The sequence below is a fragment of the Pseudomonas sp. DWP2-2 genome (assembly GCF_049897065.1).
GTDB lineage: Bacteria > Pseudomonadota > Gammaproteobacteria > Pseudomonadales > Pseudomonadaceae > Aquipseudomonas > Aquipseudomonas paracarnis.
The window spans coordinates 193934-213821 of sequence record NZ_JAFCVN010000006.1 but is presented as its reverse complement, the minus strand read 5'-3'; the positions used below and the strand labels follow the sequence as shown (position 1 = coordinate 213821).

The 19888-nt window shown below is 62.3% G+C and carries 17 protein-coding genes; 8 read left to right on the top strand and 9 right to left on the bottom strand.

All coding sequences use genetic code 11. The features are described from left to right. Positions 1–31: 31 nt before the first annotated feature. The 3 genes from purL to ACP7CZ_RS15905 all read left to right on the top strand — a co-directional run bounded on the left by purL (position 32) and on the right by ACP7CZ_RS15905 (position 4847). Positions 32–3928, top strand: coding sequence for a phosphoribosylformylglycinamidine synthase (purL, locus tag ACP7CZ_RS15915; RefSeq protein ID WP_034128004.1), 3897 nt, complete (start codon positions 32–34; stop codon positions 3926–3928). A gap of 4 nt (positions 3929–3932) precedes the next feature. Further along, complete coding sequence (locus ACP7CZ_RS15910) at positions 3933–4244, top strand: NGG1p interacting factor 3 protein, NIF3 (protein ID WP_047711711.1); 312 nt, start codon at positions 3933–3935, stop codon at positions 4242–4244. 309 nt (positions 4245–4553) lie between these two features. Beyond that, positions 4554–4847 (top strand): DUF6124 family protein, encoded by a 294-nt coding sequence (locus tag ACP7CZ_RS15905; RefSeq protein WP_229999976.1) that lies wholly within the window; start codon positions 4554–4556, stop codon positions 4845–4847. A gap of 115 nt (positions 4848–4962) precedes the next feature. Here ACP7CZ_RS15905 and nagE read toward each other — a convergent pair whose 3' ends face one another. The 7 genes from nagE to ACP7CZ_RS15870 form a co-directional block, all read right to left on the bottom strand. Beyond that, entirely contained in the window at positions 4963–6660 is a 1698-nt protein-coding gene (gene nagE, locus ACP7CZ_RS15900) for an N-acetylglucosamine-specific PTS transporter subunit IIBC (RefSeq protein WP_294152649.1), read from the bottom strand. Between the two features lie 26 nt (positions 6661–6686). After that, the gene (gene ptsP / locus ACP7CZ_RS15895; RefSeq protein ID WP_181123975.1) at positions 6687–9200 is read right to left on the bottom strand and encodes a phosphoenolpyruvate--protein phosphotransferase; all 2514 of its coding nucleotides are present in this window, start codon (positions 9198–9200) and stop codon (positions 6687–6689) included. A 30-nt stretch (positions 9201–9230) separates the two neighbouring features. Then, entirely contained in the window at positions 9231–10253 is a 1023-nt protein-coding gene (locus tag ACP7CZ_RS15890) for an SIS domain-containing protein (protein WP_087149524.1), read from the bottom strand. After that, entirely contained in the window at positions 10234–11340 is a 1107-nt protein-coding gene (gene nagA, locus ACP7CZ_RS15885) for an N-acetylglucosamine-6-phosphate deacetylase (RefSeq protein WP_181123962.1), read from the bottom strand. Before nagA ends, ACP7CZ_RS15890 begins: the two co-directional genes overlap by 20 nt. A gap of 22 nt (positions 11341–11362) precedes the next feature. Further along, positions 11363–12109 (bottom strand): GntR family transcriptional regulator, encoded by a 747-nt coding sequence (locus ACP7CZ_RS15880; RefSeq protein ID WP_032895423.1) that lies wholly within the window; start codon positions 12107–12109, stop codon positions 11363–11365. A gap of 262 nt (positions 12110–12371) precedes the next feature. Continuing rightward, positions 12372–12875 (bottom strand): L,D-transpeptidase family protein, encoded by a 504-nt coding sequence (locus ACP7CZ_RS15875; RefSeq protein ID WP_014719790.1) that lies wholly within the window; start codon positions 12873–12875, stop codon positions 12372–12374. Between the two features lie 36 nt (positions 12876–12911). Then, positions 12912–13460, bottom strand: coding sequence for an NUDIX hydrolase (locus ACP7CZ_RS15870; RefSeq protein ID WP_034128643.1), 549 nt, complete (start codon positions 13458–13460; stop codon positions 12912–12914). Positions 13461–13607: 147 nt separating this feature from the next. Between ACP7CZ_RS15870 and ACP7CZ_RS15865 the strand changes: the two genes are divergently transcribed. The 5 genes from ACP7CZ_RS15865 (at position 13608) to purT (ending at position 16850) form a co-directional block, all read left to right on the top strand. Continuing rightward, positions 13608–14210, top strand: coding sequence for a CoA pyrophosphatase (locus tag ACP7CZ_RS15865; RefSeq protein WP_017736785.1), 603 nt, complete (start codon positions 13608–13610; stop codon positions 14208–14210). A gap of 35 nt (positions 14211–14245) precedes the next feature. Beyond that, positions 14246–14770, top strand: coding sequence for a gamma carbonic anhydrase family protein (locus tag ACP7CZ_RS15860; protein WP_054898908.1), 525 nt, complete (start codon positions 14246–14248; stop codon positions 14768–14770). After that, complete coding sequence (locus ACP7CZ_RS15855; RefSeq protein ID WP_054898907.1) at positions 14767–14982, top strand: DUF1289 domain-containing protein; 216 nt, start codon at positions 14767–14769, stop codon at positions 14980–14982. The genes ACP7CZ_RS15860 and ACP7CZ_RS15855 overlap by 4 nt, the downstream gene beginning before the upstream one ends. A 148-nt stretch (positions 14983–15130) precedes the next feature. Continuing rightward, the gene (locus ACP7CZ_RS15850) at positions 15131–15598 is read left to right on the top strand and encodes a preQ0 transporter (RefSeq protein ID WP_003193971.1); all 468 of its coding nucleotides are present in this window, start codon (positions 15131–15133) and stop codon (positions 15596–15598) included. A 70-nt stretch (positions 15599–15668) separates the two neighbouring features. Next, complete coding sequence (gene purT / locus ACP7CZ_RS15845) at positions 15669–16850, top strand: formate-dependent phosphoribosylglycinamide formyltransferase (RefSeq protein ID WP_054898906.1); 1182 nt, start codon at positions 15669–15671, stop codon at positions 16848–16850. A gap of 121 nt (positions 16851–16971) precedes the next feature. On the opposite strand, the gene ACP7CZ_RS15840 is transcribed toward purT, so the two are convergent. Continuing rightward, complete coding sequence (locus tag ACP7CZ_RS15840) at positions 16972–18282, bottom strand: MFS transporter (RefSeq protein ID WP_003193968.1); 1311 nt, start codon at positions 18280–18282, stop codon at positions 16972–16974. Between the two features lie 365 nt (positions 18283–18647). After that, positions 18648–19886: a transporter associated domain-containing protein gene (locus tag ACP7CZ_RS15835; RefSeq protein WP_294152675.1), complete on the bottom strand. Its 1239-nt coding sequence runs from the start codon at positions 19884–19886 to the stop codon at positions 18648–18650. Between the last annotated feature and the right edge of the window lie 2 nt (positions 19887–19888).

Below are 19888 nucleotides of genomic sequence, written 5' to 3'. Positions count from 1 at the left end.
AAGCACACCCCTTCCCGAGGCTGTCCCGAAGATGTTGATCCTGCGCGGCGCTCCTGCCCTTTCTGCCTTTCGCCACAGCAAACTCCTTGAGCAACTGAGCCAGAAGGTTCCAGCTGTTACAGGCCTGTACGCTGAATTTGCTCACTTCGCCGACGTAACCGGCGTCTTGACCGCCGACGAACAGCAAGTGCTGGCACGCCTTCTGAAGTACGGCCCAAGCGTTCCCGTTCAAGAGCCGACTGGCCGCTTGTTCCTGGTTCTGCCACGGTTCGGCACCATCTCGCCCTGGTCGAGCAAGGCCAGCGACATCGCCCGCAACTGCGGCCTGGATAAAATCCAGCGCCTGGAGCGTGGGATCGCCTTCTACGTCGCCGGGCAGTTCAGCGACGCCGAGGCCGAGCTGATCGCCAGCAGCCTGCACGACCGCATGACCCAAATCATCGTCAGCCAGCTGGAACAGGCTGCCGGCCTGTTCAGCCATGCCGAACCCAAGCCGCTCACCGCGATTGACGTGCTGGGCGGTGGCCGCGCCGCCCTCGAGAAGGCCAACACCGAGCTGGGCCTGGCCCTGGCCGAAGACGAGATCGACTATCTGGTCAACGCCTTCACCGGCTTGAAGCGCAACCCCCACGACATCGAACTGATGATGTTCGCCCAGGCCAACTCCGAGCACTGCCGTCACAAGATCTTCAACGCCAGTTGGGACATCGATGGCCAAAGCCAGGAAAAAAGCCTGTTCGGCATGATCAAGAACACCTACGTGATGCACAGCGAAGGCGTTTTGTCGGCTTATAAGGACAACGCCTCGGTCATCGTCGGCTCCGTCGCCGGTCGCTTCTTCCCGGATCCGGAAACCCGCCAGTACGGCGCGGTGCAGGAGCCGGTGCACATCCTGATGAAGGTTGAAACCCACAACCACCCGACCGCGATTGCCCCGTTCCCGGGCGCAGCCACCGGTTCGGGCGGCGAAATCCGTGACGAAGGCGCCACCGGCCGTGGTGCCAAGCCCAAGGCGGGCCTCACCGGTTTCACCGTGTCCAACCTGCAGATCCCGGGCTTCGAACAGCCGTGGGAAGTGCCGTACGGCAAGCCTGAGCGCATCGTCACCGCGCTGGACATCATGATCGAAGGCCCGCTGGGCGGCGCCGCGTTCAACAACGAATTCGGGCGCCCGGCGCTCACCGGTTACTTCCGGACCTTCGAGCAGTCCATCACCACCCCGCGTGGCGATGAAGTGCGCGGCTACCACAAGCCGATCATGTTGGCTGGCGGTATGGGCAACATCCGTGAAGAACACGTCAAGAAAGGCGAGATTCTGGTCGGCTCCAAGCTGATCGTGCTCGGCGGCCCGGCGATGCTGATCGGCCTGGGCGGCGGTGCGGCCTCTTCCATGGCCACCGGCACCAGCTCGGCCGACCTGGACTTCGCTTCCGTACAGCGCGAAAACCCTGAGATGGAGCGCCGCTGCCAGGAAGTCATCGACCGTTGCTGGCAGTTGGGTGACAAGAACCCGATCAGCTTCATCCACGACGTCGGCGCCGGTGGTTTGTCCAACGCCTTCCCGGAACTGGTCAACGATGGCGACCGTGGTGGCCGTTTCGAACTGCGCAACATTCCAAACGACGAGCCGGGCATGGCCCCGCACGAAATCTGGAGCAACGAATCCCAGGAACGCTACGTACTGGCCGTTGGCCCTGAAGACTTCGCACGCTTCCAGGCCATCTGCGAACGCGAGCGTTGCCCGTTTGCCGTGGTCGGCGAAGCCACTGCCGAGCCGCAGCTGACGGTTACAGATAGCCACTTCGGTAACAGCCCGGTGGACATGCCGTTGGAAGTGCTGCTGGGCAAAGCCCCGCGTATGCACCGTTCGGCCAACCGTGAAGCTGAACTGGGCGATGATTTCGACCCAAGCACGCTGGACTTGGCCAACAGCATCGAACGCGTGCTGCACCACCCGGCCGTGGCGAGCAAAAGCTTTTTGATCACCATCGGCGACCGCACCATCACCGGCCTGGTGGCTCGTGACCAAATGGTCGGCCCTTGGCAAGTACCGGTGGCTGACGTTGCCGTCACCGCCACCAGCTTTGACGTGTACACCGGTGAAGCCATGGCCATGGGCGAGCGCACACCGCTGGCCCTGCTGGACGCTCCGGCGTCGGGCCGCATGGCCATTGGTGAAACCCTCACCAACATCGCGGCCTCGCGTATCGGCAAGCTGTCCGACATCAAACTGTCGGCCAACTGGATGTCCGCTGCCGGCCACCCGGGTGAAGATGCGCGCCTGTACGACACGGTCAAAGCCGTCGGCATGGAGCTGTGCCCGGAACTGGGTATCACCATTCCGGTGGGCAAGGACTCCATGTCCATGGCTACCCGCTGGAACGAAGACGGCACCGACAAGAGCGTGACTTCGCCGCTGTCGCTGATCGTTACCGGTTTCGCGCCGGTCACTGACATCCGCCAGACCCTGACCCCGCAACTGCGCATGGACAAGGGCACCACCGACCTGATCCTGATCGACCTGGGCCGTGGCCAGAACCGCATGGGCGCCTCGATCCTGGCGCAAACCCACGGCAAGCTGGGCAAGCAGGCCCCGGACGTCGATGACGCCGAAGACCTCAAAGCCTTCTTCGCCGTGATCCAGGGCCTGAACGCCGACGGCCACCTGTTGGCTTACCACGACCGTTCCGACGGTGGTTTGCTGACCAGCGTTGTCGAAATGGCCTTCGCCGGTCACTGCGGCCTGAACATCGTGCTCGACAGCGTTGCCGAGGATGCTGCCGAAATCAACGGCATCCTGTTCAACGAAGAGTTGGGTGCAGTGATTCAGGTGCGTCAGGACGCTACCCCAGACGTGCTCGCGCAGTTCAGCGCCGCTGGCCTGGCCGAGTGCGTGGCGGTGATTGGCCAGCCGATCAACAACGGCGAAGTCAATATCTCCTTCAACGGCGACACGGTCTTTACCGGTCAGCGCCGCTTGCTGCAACGCCAGTGGGCCGAGACCAGCTACCAGATCCAGCGTCTGCGCGACAACGCCGACTGCGCCGAGCAGGAGTTCGACGTGATCCTGGAAGAAGACAACCCGGGCCTGAGCACCATGCTCAGCTTCGACGTCAACCAGGACATCGCCGCGCCTTACATCAAGAAGGGCATTCGCCCACAGGTTGCCGTACTGCGTGAGCAGGGCGTCAACGGCCAGGTGGAAATGGCAGCAGCGTTCGACCGCGCCGGCTTCAATGCGATCGACGTGCACATGAGCGACATCCTCGCCGGTCGCGTTGACCTCAACGAGTTCAAAGGCCTGGTTGCCTGCGGTGGTTTCTCCTACGGCGACGTGCTGGGTGCCGGTGAAGGCTGGGCCAAGTCGGCCCTGTTCAACAGCCGTGCCCGCGACGCGTTCCAGGGCTTCTTCGAACGCAACGACAGCTTCACCCTGGGTGTGTGCAACGGTTGCCAGATGATGTCCAACCTCAGCGAACTGATCCCGGGCAGCGAGTTCTGGCCGCACTTTGTGCGTAACCGTTCCGAGCAGTTCGAAGCCCGTGTCGCCATGGTGCAGGTGCAGGAGTCCAACTCGATCTTCCTGCAGGGCATGGCCGGTTCGCGCATGCCAATCGCCATCGCCCACGGTGAGGGCCACGCCGAATTCAGCAGCGAAGAAGCGCTGCTCGAAGCCGACCTGTCCGGCACCGTAGCCCTGCGTTTCGTCGACAACCACGGCAAGGTCACCGAAAGCTACCCGGCCAACCCGAACGGCTCGCCACGCGGGATCACCGGCCTTACCAGCCGCGACGGTCGCGTTACCATCATGATGCCGCACCCGGAACGCGTATTCCGCGCCGTGCAAAACTCGTGGCGCCCGGAAGAGTGGAGCGAAGACGGCGCCTGGATGCGCATGTTCCGCAACGCTCGCGTGTGGGTGAACTAAGGCCGTGTACAAGCTCGCCTTCTTCGTGCCCGACAGCCATGTGGAGACGGTAAAAACCGCCGTCTTCACCGCTGGCGGCGGGCGCATCGGCGACTACGACAGCTGCGCCTGGCAAGTGCTGGGCCAGGGCCAATTCCGCGCGTTGGACGGTAGTCAGCCGTTTATCGGGCAGGTGGGCCAGGTTGAAGTGGTTGAAGAGTGGAAGGTTGAGTTGGTGGTGGCAGATGAATTGATCGTGGCCGCTGTGGCTGCTTTGAAACTCAGTCACCCGTATGAGACTCCGGCGTATGAGGTGTGGCAGTTGGCGGATTTTTGATTCGTGGGCTGTATAAACAAGAAACCCGCTGGGCCCGTTTGGTCAGCGGGTTTTTTGTTGGTTTTAAGTGCCAATCGCAGGCAAGCCAGCTCCCACATTTGACCCCGTTGTCAGACCGTACATCAATCCCATGTGGGAGCTGGCTTGCCTGCGATGGCGTCGGCGCAAGCGCCTCAGAACTTTCCGACAAGCCTTTCAGGTTGTCCGTCGGAACTCGCACAACTAACCTTCTCGAGTCGCTGCCAATTCAGTGACCGGGACTGCAAGCCTGAAAAGTCACTAGGAGCCTATTCCATATGGAGTTTAATGATGATCAGCGACAACTTGCTAACTGGTTCAATCTCATCTCAAGCCGAGTCCCGCCAAGCTGGTGATTCACCGTCCGACCAGATCTTCACCGTACTACCCAGTCTGAACACCGAAACCCTGCTCGCCAATGCCTCCCAAGACCTGGCATCCGTACAGGCACTGGCGGGTAATCTGGCTTTTGAAATCGACGGCCCGCACCGTGATGCGGTGCTGGGGATTCATCGGATGGTAGAGGGTATTCAGTTGATGGTGGATCGAGTACTGGATCTACACGAAGTACCCACCAGTAACTGAATACACCACACTCTGTGGCGAGGGAGCTTGCTCCCGCTGGAGTGCGAAGCGCTCCCAGGATTTTTGGGGCCGCTGCGCAGCCCAGCGGGAGCAAGCTCCCTCGCCACAGGGGAAATCAGGCGTTGATCCGGCGAGTCACCAACCGCTCCAACGCTTCACCCAACCCCGACGCCTTGTCACCCATCAACAGGTGCCAAACACCGCTCTCAAGCTGACTCACACCCTGGCAACCGAGCGCAGTGAGCTGAGCCTCAGACAACCGCGAATCATCCCCCAATTCCACCCGCAGCCGGGTCATCGCCACCGCTTCCAGATGCCGTACATTCCCCCGGCCACCCAGCGCATTCAGCCATTTCGCGGCCTCCTGCACATTCACCGTCACCGGCTTATCCACAGGTGCAACCGCTACAGGCGCTGCTGCAACAAACCCTGGCATCGCCAAGCGAATTTCATCAGCGATGCTATCGGCCATCGGCCCAACCACCACCTGCAAACTCCCGCCGTTACCCGGCCGCACCACAGCCATGGCACCCAGCGCTTTCAACTCTGCATCCACCGCCTTGTTGCGATCCACCATGTCCAGGCGCAGCCGCGTGGTACAAGCACCGACACTCAGCAGATTCTCAGCACCACCCAACGCCTGGATATAAGCCGTCGCACACTGGTTATCGCTCATCGCTTCAGCCTGCACCACCTGGATGTCTTCACGGCCCGGCGTCTTCAGGTTGAAGCGGCGGATGCAGTAGCTGAACACCGTGTAGTAGATCACCGAGTAGGCCAGGCCTACCGGTACCACCAACCAGCCATTGGTGGACTTGCCCCAGCCCAGCACCATGTCGATAAACCCACCGGAGAAGGTAAAGCCCAGGTGGATATTCAGCAGGTCGGTGACCGCCATCGACAGGCCGGTGAGCAGCGCGTGAATCAGGTACAGGAAGGGCGCCAGGAACATGAAGGCAAATTCAATCGGCTCGGTCACCCCGGTGAGGAACGAGGTCAGCGCCATCGACAGGAAGATCCCGCCCATCACTTTGCGCCGCTCAGGCAAAGCATTGCGGTACATCGCCAGACACGCCGCGGGCAAGCCGAACAGCATCACCGGGAACATGCCGGTCATGAACTGGCCGCCTTTGGGGTCGCCGGCAAAGTAGCGGGTCAGGTCGCCCGTGACCACCGCGCCGGTTACCGGGTCGGTGAAGCTGCCGAACACGAACCACGCCATATTGTTGAGGATGTGATGCAAGCCAGTGACGATCAGCAGGCGGTTGAACACGCCAAACACGAACGCACCGAGGCTGCCGCTTTCCATCAACAGCACGCCGAAGCTGTTGATGCCGTGCTGGATCGGGGGCCAGATCAGGCCGAAAATCACGCCCAGGCCCACCGCGCTGAACCCGGTGACAATCGGCACAAACCGCCGCCCACCGAAGAACGCCAGGTATTCCGGCAACTTGATGTCCTTGAAGCGGTTGTACAGCCCACCGGCCATCAAGCCGCTGGCGATACCGGCGAGCATGCCCATGTTGATGGTGGTGTCCATCACCTTGAGCGTGGAGATCATCACCAGGTAACCAATCGCCCCGGCCAGGCCCGCAGTGCCGTTGTTGTCACGGGCAAAACCCACGGCGATGCCGATGGCGAAGATCAGCGCCAGGTTGGCGAAGATCGCCTGGCCGGCGTCGTGCATCACCGCGATGTTGAGCAAGTCGGTGTCGCCCAGGCGCAGCAGCAGGCCGGCGATCGGCAGGATCGCGATCGGCAGCATCAAGGCGCGGCCCAGGCGTTGCAGGCCTTCGATAAAGTGTTGGTACATGGCGTGTCTCCCTATTCTTGTTGTTTTCAGCTCAGCGGCCAGTGGTGTTGACAGGCTTGGCGAACGGCCTTGGCGCTGCTCAGGTTGAGCAGTTCCTGGCTCAGCTGCCGGCATTGCGCCGCGTCCAGATGGCGAACGCGGTCTTTGATCTCTCCGATCTGCGGCGGGCTTACCGACAGCTCGGTGACGCCCAGGCCGACCAGTACCGGCGTGGCCAGCGGGTCCGACGCCAGGGCACCGCACACGCCGACCCAACGCCCGTGCTTCGCCGCACCGGCGCAGGTGTGCGCGATCAGTCGCAGCAAGGCCGGGTGCAGCGCATCGACGCGCGCGGCCAAGCCTGCGTGGTCGCGGTCCATGGCCAGGGTGTACTGGGACAGGTCATTGGTGCCGATGGACAAAAAGTCCGCATGTTCGGCCAGCTGTTCAGCCATCAGCGCAGCGGCGGGCACTTCGATCATCACCCCCAGTTCGGGGCGCTGGCTCAAACCCAACTCGGCGCACAGTTCATCCAGGCGCTGGCGAATCTGCAGCAGTTCATCCACCTCGCTGACCATCGGCAACAGGATGCGACAACGCGCCAGCGGCGAGACTTGCAGCAGGGCACGCAGTTGCTGGTCGAGCAATTCCGGACGCACTTGGGCCATGCGAATGCCGCGCAGGCCCAACACCGGGTTGGCCTCGATCGGTAGCGGCAAATAGTCGAGCTGCTTGTCGCCGCCCACGTCGATGGTGCGGATGATCACCGACTTGTCGCCCATGGCATCCAATACGGCTTGATAAGCCTGACGCTGTTCCTGCTCATCCGGCGCGGTACGGCGGTCGACGAAGAGGAATTCGGTGCGTAGAAGGCCGACGCCATCGGCACCGTTTTCAAACGCCACTTGGGCCTCGCTGCTGGAGGCAACATTGGCGGCGATTTCAATGTTCACACCGTCGCGGGTGCGTGCCGGTTGTTGCGCCTGGGCCTGTTGCTGCTGGCGACGCAGTTTTTGCGCGTCGCGTATCTGGTGCACTTCAGCATGGCGCGCATCGGTAGGGGCCAGTTCCAGGCGGCCATTGATGGCGTCCAGCACCACGCGCTGGCCCTGAGGCACATCCAATACCTCGGCACCGAGGGCGACCACGCAGGGTAAGCCTTTCCCCCGAGCAAGTATCGCGACGTGGGAGGTGGCGCCGCCTTCGGCCATGCAGATACCGGCGGCCTGCTGTTCACTCAGTTGCAGCAAGTCTGACGGGGTCAGTTCATGGGCGCTGACAATCGATCCGGCGGGTAACTCAAAGTGCCAGGCCTCACCCAGCAAGGCCCGCAATACGCGTTGTTGCAGGTCGCGAAGATCGTTGGCGCGCTCGGCAAACAACGGCTTGCCCAACGCCAACAGCACGGCGCACTGGGCCTGGATCGCATCACGCCAGGCGTGGGTGGCAGCGCTGCCGTGGGCGATGGCGTCGGTGGCCGCTTCCAGCAGCGCCGGGTCTTCGAGCAGTGCAAGGTGAGCGGCGAAGATGTCTTCTTCCTCGACATTCTTGCGTTGGCGGGCATGCTCGAGGGTGCTGCGGATTTCGTCACGCACCTGCTCCAGTGCCGTGTCGAGGCGCTGCTGTTGTTCGTCGGCGCTATGGTTACCGGTGTCTTCGGGCAGCTCGATGCCGGACAGGCGGAACAGTGGCCCGCACACCAGGCCGGGTGCTGCACACACGCCTTGCAGCACATCGGCTTCCACACTGGCGCGACGTGGCGCAGCAGTGGCTACCGGGGCGTGATGGGCTTCGCTGACCGCCACGGATAGCGCCGCGACCAGCCCTTGCAACGCCGCCTCTGCGTCTTGGCCACGGCAACTCACCCGCACTTCGTCGCCTTCGCCGATGCCCAGTCCCATCAAGCCAATCAGGCTGTCGCACGACGCCGATTTATCAGCGAAGTGCAGGTGCGACTGGCTGCTGAAACCCTGGGCGGTCTTGCGGATCAGGGCGGCAGGGCGTGCATGCAAACCGCCTCGATGGGTAATGCGTACGCTGGCGCTGGCCTCGAAGCTGGAGTTATCCACAGCTGCTTGGGCGGTGGCGGTGGTGCGCGCAGCAATCTGCAACAACGGCTCACCGATCTTGACCGTCTTCAGCGCCACGGGCGTCAGCTCAAAGCGCTCACTGTTGGTCAGGATGATCAAGCTCACCAGGCTCTTGCACTGGCGCGCAATGCGGTCCAGATCAAACTGCACCAACGGCTGACCCTCGCTCACCCGTGCGCCTTCCTTCACCAGCAAGGCAAAGCCTTCGCCATTGAGCTCCACGGTGTCGATGCCCACATGCATCAGCATCTCAGCACCGTTATCGGCGCGGATGGTCAGGGCGTGCCCGGTGCGGGCGACGTGGATGATCACGCCGTCACAGGGCGCGTGCAGGCAGTCGTTCAACGGGTCGATAGCGAGACCGTCGCCCATGGCGCCGCTGGCGAACACTTCGTCGGGGACGCGGTTCAGGGCCAGCACCGGCCCACTCAAGGGGGCGCTAAGGGTCAATGGATTATTGTTGTTGGGCATGGGCACGGTACTCATCAGGAAAACGCCGCTTTAGTGCGTGCGGGTGACTTTGCTCAGGTGGCGCGGCTGGTCCGGGTCCATGCCCCGTGCCTCAGCAAGGCCTGCGGCCATCACGTAGAAGCTCTGGATAGCCAGGATCGGGTCCAGGCTCGGGTGTTCGGCGCGGCTCAGCGTCAGGTCGCGTTCGGCGATATCGTCCGGCGCAGCCAGCAACACGCGAGCACCGCGTTGGCGCATATCGGCGGCCAGGCTCAGCAGGCCGGCCTGCTCGGCGCCGCGGGGGGCGAACACCAGTAGGGGGTAGTTCTCGTCGATCAAGGCCATCGGCCCGTGGCGCACTTCGGCGCTGCTGAAGGCTTCGGCCTGGATCGCCGAGGTTTCCTTGAGCTTGAGCGCGGCTTCCTGGGCGATGGCAAACCCGGCGCCACGGCCGATCACCATCAAGCGCTGGCTGCCTTTGAGGGCGTCGACGGCCAGGCGCCAATCCTGTCTGGCGGCGTCACGCAGGCCCTCGGGCAAGGCCTGACAGGCTTGCAGCAAGTCGGCTTCTTGATTCCAGTGGCCGATCAACTGTGCACTGGCGCTGAGGGTGGCGATAAAGCTCTTGGTGGCGGCCACGCTGAGTTCCGGCCCGGCGCACAGCGGCACGTGGAACTCGCAGGCGGCTTCCAGCGGTGAGTCTTCGGCATTGACCAGGGAGATGCTCAAGGCACCACGCTTGCGCAACAAGCGCAGACTGTTGACCAGGTCCGGGCTCTGCCCCGATTGGGAGAAACCAAACGCTACCTGGCCGCTGACTTTCATCGGCGCCTGCAACAGGGTCACCACCGACATCGGCAGCGACGCCACCGGAATGCCCACGTGTTGCATGGCCAGGTAGGCGAAGTAACTGGCGGCGTGGTCGGAGCTGCCGCGGGCGATGGTCATCGCCACTTGCGGCGGCTGGCGGCGCAGGCGGCCGGCGACTTCTTCCAGCATCGGGTCCAGGCGCTGCAGTTGGGCCGCGACGGCGTCGCAGGAGGCCAGGGCCTCTTCAAGCATTTTTGAAGTCAATGGTTTCTCCTTCGACCATTACGTCGGTGAGTGTCAGGGAGCGGTCCAGACGCACGCAGTCGGCAAAGCTGCCCGGTTGCAGGCGGCCGCGTTCTTCCAGGCCCAGGTAGTCCGCAGGAAATTGCGACAGGCGTTGTGAGGCTTCACTGATTGGCAGGCCGATTTTCACCAGGTTGCGCAGCGCCTGATCCATGGTCAGCGTGCTGCCGGCCAGGGTGCCGTCGGCCAGGCGCACTCCGCCCAGGCATTTGGTCACGGTGTGGCTGCCCAGCTTGTACTCTCCGTCGGGCATGCCGGCGGCGGCGGTGGAGTCGGTGACGCAATACAGGCACGGGATCGAGCGCAGGGCCACGCGCATGGCGCCGGGGTGCACGTGCAGCAAGTCCGGGATCAGCTCGGCGTACTGGGCGTGGGCCAGCGCGGCGCCGACGATGCCGGGTTCGCGGTGATGCAGCGGGCTCATGGCGTTGTACAAATGGGTGAAACTGGTGGCGCCAGCGGCCAGGGCGGCAACGCCTTCTTCATAGCTGCCCAGGGTGTGGCCGATCTGCATGCGCACGCCGCGTTGGCTGAGGGCGCGAATCAGGCCGTCGTGGCCGGCGATTTCCGGGGCGATGGTGATCACCCGGATTGGCGCCAGGCGCAGGTAGGCTTCCACTTCTTGCATCAACGCGGTGTGGGCGAAGTTGGGTTGGGCGCCGAGTTTTCCCGGATTGATGTAGGGGCCTTCCAGGTGCACGCCGAGTACGCGGGCGCTGCCGGCTGGCCGCTGTTCGCAGAACGTGCCGAGCTCACCGAGCACGCGGGAAATTTCTTCCACCGGCGCCGTCATGGTGGTGGCCAGCAGCGAGGTGGTGCCAAAACGCACGTGGGTACGGGTAATGGTCTCGAAGGCGCTCGCACCTTCCATGATGTCGGCGCCGCCACCGCCATGCACATGCAGGTCGATAAAGCCCGGCAACAGGTAGGGCAGGTCGTTGTCGGCCGGGTCGCACGGCGTGCCGTCAATGGCGACAACCTTGCCGTGCTCATGCACCAAGCGACCACGCATCCAGCCGCTGGGCGTGAGGATATTGTCTTCAGTCATGGGCAGTTCTCTAAGTTCGCATTCAGGCGGAGTAGTCATGGCGGCGCAGCTCTGCGACAAAGTCGTAGTAGTCGTTGCGGCAGTAGGTGTCGGTGATCTCAATCGGCGTGTTGTCGGCGGTGTAGCCCACGCGGGTCATCAGCAGCATGGCGGTGCCGGGGGCGATGCCGACCAGCGCGGCGAACTCATCCGAGGCATTGATCGCCTGGATATGCTGCAAGGCGCGCACGATGGGCTTGCCGATGCTTTCCAAGTATTCGTACAACGAATTGCCGATGGCCTGGGGATGGGGCAGCACCGAGGCCGGCATGGCGGTCATTTCAATCGCCATCACCGTGTCGTCGGCTTTGCGCAGGCGCTTGAGGCGCGCCACTTTGTCGGTGGGCGACAGGCCCAGGCGGATCAGTTCTTCATGGGTCGGCGGGGTGATGTCGCGCTCCAGCCACTGAGACGTCGGCACAAACCCCTTGAGCCGCAGCATCTCGCTGAACCCCGACAGGCGCGACAAGGGTTGTTCCAGGCGCGGCGTGATGAAAGTGCCGGAGCCTTGGCTGCGACGGATCAGCCCTTGAGCCAGCAACACTTCCAGCGCTTTACGGGCGGTGACCCGCGAGATGCTCAATTGCTCGCTGAGGGCGCGTTCCGAAGGCAGGGCCTGTTCGGATTTCCACTGGCCGGCATGGATCGCTGCTTCAAGGCTGCGGGCCAGTTGCAGGTACAGCGGCGTGGATTGCTTGTCGTCGGGGCGCAGGGCCAGGATGGGATTCATCTGTCAGGTTTCCGATGCGTTATTGGAATGTTGTCGCCCGGTAATGGCCGAAAACTAATACCACTTAAATACCATGTCAATGCTGCCAAAACGGTGAAAATCCCGGTTTCAGGGCACTTTAATGGGGCTTGGTATCAAGTGGTATTGGAGAGGTCTTTGTGGCGCGCACAAGTGCAGGGTCCCGCGCGGTGAACTGGTATTCACCGGCAGGCGCTGCCTGGGGCAGGAATTATTTTCGAATTATTTTACGAACGGCACGCGATTACGGCCGAATCTCGATGAGGGTGCCGTCTTTGACCAGGTTCCACACTTCGCGCATATCCACATTGCGCATGCCGATGCAGCCGTCGGTCCAGTCCAGGGTGTGGAACCACTGTTCCGGGTAGTCTTCGGTGTCGGGGGTGCCGTGGATCATGATCATGCTGCCCGGCTTTACGCCTTCGCGGCGGGCGCGGGCGGCGTCGCTGATGTTCGGGTAGGAAATGTGCATGGCCAGGTTGAAGCGGTCGCTGGTCTTGCGCCAGTCGATCCAGTAGAGGCCTTCGGGCGTGCGGCGGTCACCTTCGATCAGCTTGTGGCCCTTGGGGTTCTTGCCCAGGGAGATGCGATAGGTCTTGAACGGCTTGCCGTCGTTGATCAGCTGCAGCTGGTGGGCGGACTTGAGCACCAGGACTTTCTCGACCGTTTTACCGCCAAGGGTTTGCACCGTGGAGGCCGGGGACAGCGTGGCGAACGACAGGCAGATCAGAGCAAGCAACCAACGCATTGAAACGGTATCCCTTTGGCGACATTGGCCGGCTTGTTATTGGGCGGGCTTGGACAGCGGTGGCACAGATTCGCTACGTACCGGGTATGCCTGTTGGCGACGGTCAGCGAAGAAGCATTCTAAGGTACGCCCGACCGTGCGGAAAGCCAGCTCGGACCAAGGGATATCGGCTTCGTCGAACAGCCTCACTTCCAGGCTTTCCTGGCCAGCGGCAAAGTCCAGGTCGATCAGTTCGGCGCGGTAGAAGATATGCACCTGGCTGATGTGCGGCACATTGATCAGGGTATAGAGGCTCAGGTTGCGCACCCGGGCGCAGGCTTCTTCCAGGGTTTCACGCATGGCCGCCTGCTCGACGGTTTCGCCGTTTTCCATAAAGCCTGCGGGCAGGGTCCAGTAACCCAGGCGTGGCTCGATGGCGCGGCGGCACAACAGCACTTGGTCGCCCCATACCGGCAGGGTACCGGCGACAATATTGGGGTTCTGGTAATGAATGGTCGAGCAGTGGTCGCATACATAGCGCAGGCGTGCGTCGCCTTCGGGAATGCGTTGGGTCACCGGTTTGCCGCACTGGCTGCAGAAATTCATGCTGGGGTTCCTGGACAATGGGCACATCTTGGCTTGGTGCCGGGCGTTCCTGCAAGTTGTCGTTTAGCGACAGCCCTGCGGTTTTGGGGTTGGGCGCGTGCACGCTTTGGTGCATGATGCAAGGTAGCCAACAGACCGAGATGACTCATGCTGGACGAGCTACTTCGCCGGGTAAGCAACCACACCCCCCATACCCTGGAAACCGACGGGCGTTTCCCCGAGGCTGCGGTGCTGGTGCCGATTACCCGCAGTGACGAACCCGAGCTGATCCTGACCCTGCGCGCCAGCGGCCTGTCGACCCACGGTGGCGAAGTGGCCTTTCCCGGCGGGCGCCGCGACCCTGAAGACCCGGACCTGATCTTTACCGCCTTGCGCGAAGCCGAAGAAGAAATAGGCCTGCCGCCGGGACTGGTTGAAGTCATCGGCCCGTTGAGCCCGCTGATTTCCCTGCACGGCATCCGCGTAACGCCGTATGTGGGCGTGATCCCCGATTACGTTGAATACCTGGCCAACGACGCTGAAATCGCCGCTGTCTTCAGTGTGCCCCTGGAGTTTTTCCGCCAGGACCCGCGCGAACATACCCACCGCATCGATTACCAGGGCCGCAGTTGGTATGTGCCAAGCTACAGGTTCGGCGAATACAAGATCTGGGGGCTGACGGCGATCATGATTGTCGAGCTGATCAACCTGCTCTATGACGATGCCAAGATCAGCCTGCACCAGCCGCCCAAAAGTTTTATCAATATCTAAGCCATCGCATGAATGGCAAGCCGTGAGGGAAAACCATGAAATACCGCCTGGGCGACGCCCGCGTCGAGACGCATCCCAACAGTTGGGTCGCACCCAATGCCACGCTGGTAGGCAAGGTCAAGCTGGAGGAGGGCGCCAACGTCTGGTTCAACGCGGTGTTGCGCGGCGATAACGAGCTGATCCTGATCGGCAAGAACAGCAACGTGCAGGACGGCAGCGTGATGCACACCGACATGGGTTACCCGCTGACCCTCGGCACCGGCGTGACCATCGGCCATAACGCCATGCTGCACGGCTGCACCGTTGACGACTACAGCCTGATCGGTATTAACGCAGTGGTGCTCAACGGCGCCAAGATTGGCAAGCATTGCATCATCGGCGCCAACTCGCTGATCGGTGAAGGCAAGGAAATCCCCGATGGCTCGCTGGTCATGGGCTCGCCAGGCAAAGTGGTGCGTGAGCTGACCGAGGCGCAGAAGCGGATGCTCGAAGCCAGCGCTGCGCACTATGTGCATAACTCGCAGCGTTACGCGCGGGATCTGGTTGAGCAGGAAGAATGAGTACGGTTGAACGGCCTGTTGCCTCGCCGTGCGTGAGTATTTGCGCACTGGACGACGACGATATCTGCACCGGCTGTCAGCGCAATGTGGATGAGATTACGCGCTGGAGCCGCATGGACAACGCCGAGCGCCGGCTGGTGCTGGGGTTGTGCCATGAGCGGGCGGTGGCGAGTGGGATAGTGTGGATGACCCCTGGGAAATCTGGCGCCTGACAGGCCGCCATCGCAGGCAAGCCAGCTCCCACCCTTGATGTGTGAGTACCTTCAAATGTGGGAGCTGGCTTGCCTGCGATGAGGCCCTGCCAGACGACATCCTTGTAATTGTGTACCCTGTGCGGCATTGCCCACAGGTCCATCCTCCATGTTTTTCCTGATCGCCTATATCAGCAGCGTCGTACTGATCAACTTCGCCTTCTCCACCGCCCCACACCTGGACGTCATCTGGTCCGCCTGGGGTGGCCTGGTATTTATCCTGCGCGACATGGTGCAAACCCGCTTCGGCCATGGCGCAATCATCGCCATGCTCGCGGCGCTGGTGCTCTCCTATATCACCTCCGACCCGTCCATTGCCCTGGCCAGTGCCACGGCGTTTGCGGTGTCCGAGTGCATCGACTGGCTGGTTTTCAGCATCACCAAGCGCCCGCTGCATGACCGCCTGTGGATAAGTTCGGCGCTGAGCATTCCCCTCGATACCTTTATCTTTTTCGGCCTGATCGGCGCACTGACCCCAGCGGTGGCGGGCACGGCGTTGGTGTCCAAGTTCGCCGGTGTCACCGTGGTCTGGCTGATCATGGCCTGGCGCATCCGCCGGCGGGCAGTCGCCAACTGAGGCCAATTTTTACAGTTCATGTAAAATGCCCGCCTTTCTCCCCCATGATCCGCTCCCCTGAGGACCTGAGATGACCCGAATCGGAACTCCATTGTCGCCAACCGCGACCCGCGTTTTGCTGTGTGGCTGCGGTGAGCTGGGCAAGGAAGTGGTAATCGAACTGCAACGCCTGGGCGTTGAAGTGATTGCCGTGGATCGCTACGCCAACGCGCCGGCCATGCAGGTGGCGCACCGTAGCCATGTGATCAACATGCTCGACGGCGCCGCATTGCGTGCGGTGATCGAGGCGGAGAAGCCGCATTTCATCGTGCCGGAAATCGAAGCCATCGCCACCGCGACCCTGGTTGAGCTGGAGGCCGAAGGTTTCACCGTGATCCCCACCGCCCGCGCCACGTCGCTGACCATGAACCGTGAAGGCATCCGTCGCCTGGCCGCCGAAGAGCTGGACCTGCCGACCTCGCCGTACCACTTCGCCGATACCTTCGAAGATTACAGCAAGGCCGTCCAGGACCTGGGCTTTCCGTGCGTGGTCAAGCCGGTGATGAGTTCGTCGGGCAAGGGCCAGAGCCTGTTGCGCAGCGCCGACGACGTGCAGAAAGCCTGGGACTACGCCCAAGAGGGCGGGCGTGCCGGCAAGGGTCGGGTGATCATCGAAGGCTTTATCGACTTCGACTACGAAATCACCCTGCTGACCGTGCGCCACATCGGCGGCACCACGTTCTGCGCGCCGGTGGGCCATCGTCAGGAGAAGGGCGACTATCAGGAATCCTGGCAGCCACAGGCCATGAGCCCGATTGCCTTGGCAGAGTCCCAGCGCGTTGCCAAAGCCGTGACCGAAGCCTTGGGTGGCCGTGGCTTGTTTGGCGTGGAATTGTTCATCAAGGGCGATCAGGTGTGGTTCAGCGAAGTGTCGCCGCGCCCCCATGACACTGGCCTGGTGACCCTGATTTCCCAAGACCTGTCGCAGTTTGCCTTGCACGCACGCGCCATTCTCGGCCTGCCGATCCCATTGATCCGTCAGTTCGGGCCTTCGGCGTCGGCGGTGATCCTGGTGGAAGGGCAGTCGACCCAGACGGCGTTTGCCAACCTCGGCGCTGCGTTGAGCGAGCCGGATACGGCGTTGCGTCTGTTTGGCAAGCCTGAAGTGAATGGCCAGCGCCGTATGGGCGTGGCGCTGGCGCGGGACGAGTCGATTGAAGCGGCTCGTGCCAAGGCGACACGTGCTTCCCAAGCAGTTGTTGTAGAGCTCTAAGCCGCCACGCTCGTTCCCACGCTTTGCGTGGGAATGCCTCTTGTGACGCGCTGCGTCGCGCTTGGGGACGCAGAGCGTCCCTAACTGCATTCCCACGCAGAGCGTGGGAACGAGCATGGGGTCAGGCGACCTTGTTCAAGTCGTTATCCCGCGTCTCTTTCAGGCACAGCACCGCAATCAAACTCAGCAACGCTGCTGCCGATACATATCCCCCGACATAACTCAAACCACCCATCGCCACCAGCTTGGTCGCGAAGAACGGCGCCGCCGAGGCCCCCACGATCCCACCCAGGTTATACGCTGCCGATGCACCGGTATAACGCACGCGGGTCGGGAACAGTTCTGGCAGCAGCGCGCCCATCGGTGCGAAGGTCACGCCCATCAAAAACAGCTCCAACGCCAGAAACAGCGCCACGGCCCAGGTCGAGCCATGGGTCAGCAGAGGCTCCATGGTAAAGCCCGACAGAATCGCCAGGACCGCGCCTACAATCAGCACCGGCTTGCGCCCGTAGCGATCACTGGCCAAGGCGGCCAATGGCGTTGCCAGTCCCATGAACAGCACCGCAAAGCACAGCAGGCCGAGGAAGGTTTCACGGCTGTAGCCCAAGGTGGAAACGCCGTAGCTCAACGAAAACGCGGTGGTGATATAGAACAGCGCATAGCACACCACCATCGACGCGGCGCCCAGCAGTACCGGCAGCCAATGCTGGCTGAACAGTTCTACCAGCGGCACTTTCACTGGTTTTTCCTTGGCCACTGCATTGGCGAACACCGGCGTCTCATGCAACTTGAGGCGTGCGTACAGGCCCACCATCACCAGTGCGGCGCTGAGGATGAACGGAATGCGCCAGCCCCAGCTGCGAAATTGCTCGTCATTCAGGCTCATGGCCAAAATCAGGAACAAACCGTTGGCCGCCAGGAAGCCTATCGACGGGCCCAGTTGCGGGAACATGCCGAACCAGGCGCGCTTGCCCTTGGGAGCATTCTCGGTCGCCAGCAAGGCCGCGCCGCCCCATTCTCCGCCAAGGCCCAGGCCCTGGCCGAAGCGCAATACGCACAAGAGGATCGGTGCCCAGGCACCGATGCTGTCGTAGCCCGGCAGCAAGCCGATCAAGGTAGTACATACACCCATCAGTAGCAGTGAAGCCACCAGGGTTGATTTACGGCCGATACGGTCACCGAAGTGACCGAACAACGCCGACCCCAGAGGGCGGGCGATAAAAGCGATACCGAAGGTCAGGAACGATGCCAGCATCTGCGCGGTGCCGGAGGTCTGTGGGAAGAACACCGGGCCGATCACCAGGGCGGCAGCCGTGGCGTAGATGTAGAAATCGTAGAACTCAATGGCGGTGCCGACGATGCTCGCGGTGGCGACGCGGGCGGTCGAGTTGGCAGGTGCGGCGCTCGCAGCCTCTTGGTAGGTGGTGCTCATGACGTTATCCCTGACGGTTATTGCGCGTTTGGACGCGGATTATTATTGGTCGAACACCCATGGATCAGGGTTGTGCGCGGGGCGGCTCGGGATGGGAGCAAACACCGGTCGGACATGGTAAGGCGGTGCCAGGACACGCTGGGTGCGGATAGCACGCGGTCTGGCGGGGCTTGGGTAAGCCGCAGGGATTATAGGAAGGGGGCTAAGGATCCAACAAGGGGCTGGTGAGGATCTATGGCCTGGAACTGGATCAATGTGGGAGCTGGCTTGCCTGCGATAGCATCACCTCGGTTCAAATGAAGGACCGAGTCGCCTGCATCGCAGGCAAGCCAGCTCCCACATTGACCGGGTTGAGCCTGCTGAGGTCAGGCGGCCACTGGCACGTGGCTGGTATGCCAGATCAATACTTTGCTCACCCGGTTGTCCTCGGTCTCGAGGATTTCCAGGCGATAGCGGCCGACTTTCAGGCATACCGCGCAATCGGGAATGGTTTCCAGCGCCTCGGTCACCAGGCCGTTGAGGGTCTTGGGGCCGTCGCTGGGCAGGTGCCAGCCCAGGCTCTTGTTCAGTTCACGGATCGAGGCAGCACCGTCGATGATGTAGCGGCCATCGGGCTGGGCTTCGATATGCGGGTTATCCACCGCCTGATCGCTTTCGAATTCGCCGACGATCTCTTCCAGAATATCTTCCAAAGTGACAATGCCCAGCACTTCACCGTACTCGTCCACCACCATGCCCAGGCGCCGCTGCTGTTTGTGGAAATTCAGCAGTTGCAGCTGCAACGGCGTGCTTTCCGGCACGAAGTAAGGCTCGTGGCAGGCGGCGAGCAGGGCCTCTTTGGTCAGGCTGGCGTCGGGCAGCAGGTGTTGGACCTGCCGGGTATTGAGCACGGCCTGCACCTGGTTGATGTCGCTGTGGAACACGGGCAGGCGGGTGCGCGGCGAGGTGCTCAACTGTTCGATGATGTCTTCTATCGACTCATCAAGGTTGATGCCGTCCACTTCGCTGCGCGGCACCAGGATGTCGTTGACCGTGATGTTGTCCAGGGCATGGATACCGGGCAGGCCGGGAGTGCGGTCGGCGTCGGTGTCGGGCTCTGGGTCGTCATCATGGTCGGGCAGGGGCTCGTCGCTGTTTTTCACCACGCCGGATTTGCGCGCAAACGGGCGCAATAACAGCTGGCTGATGCCATTGAGCAGCCAGGCCAGCGGGTAAAGGATTTTCAGCGGCACGCCCAGCAATGTATTGCCAAAGCCCAGCACTGCTTGGGGGTGACGGGTAGCCAGGGTACGGGGCAGGTAGTCGGCCAGCACCAGCAGCCCTGCGCAGGAAATCAGCCAGCCTAGCCAGGGCCCGTTCTCTGCCCAAGCATAGATCGCCAACAGGGTGCAGAGAATCACCACGGCGGCGCGGCACAGGCTGTTGCACAGGATCAGGCTATGGCGCGGGAAGCTCAGGCGTGCGGCCGCCTTGTCGCCCTGGCGTGTGCCAGGGCGTAGGGCCAGCAGGTGTTGTTGCGCGGCTTCAATGGCGGTAAACAGTGCTGCCCATAGAATCAGCAGGGCAATTACGGCGAGCATCGGCCCTAAGGGCAAGTTGTCCATGA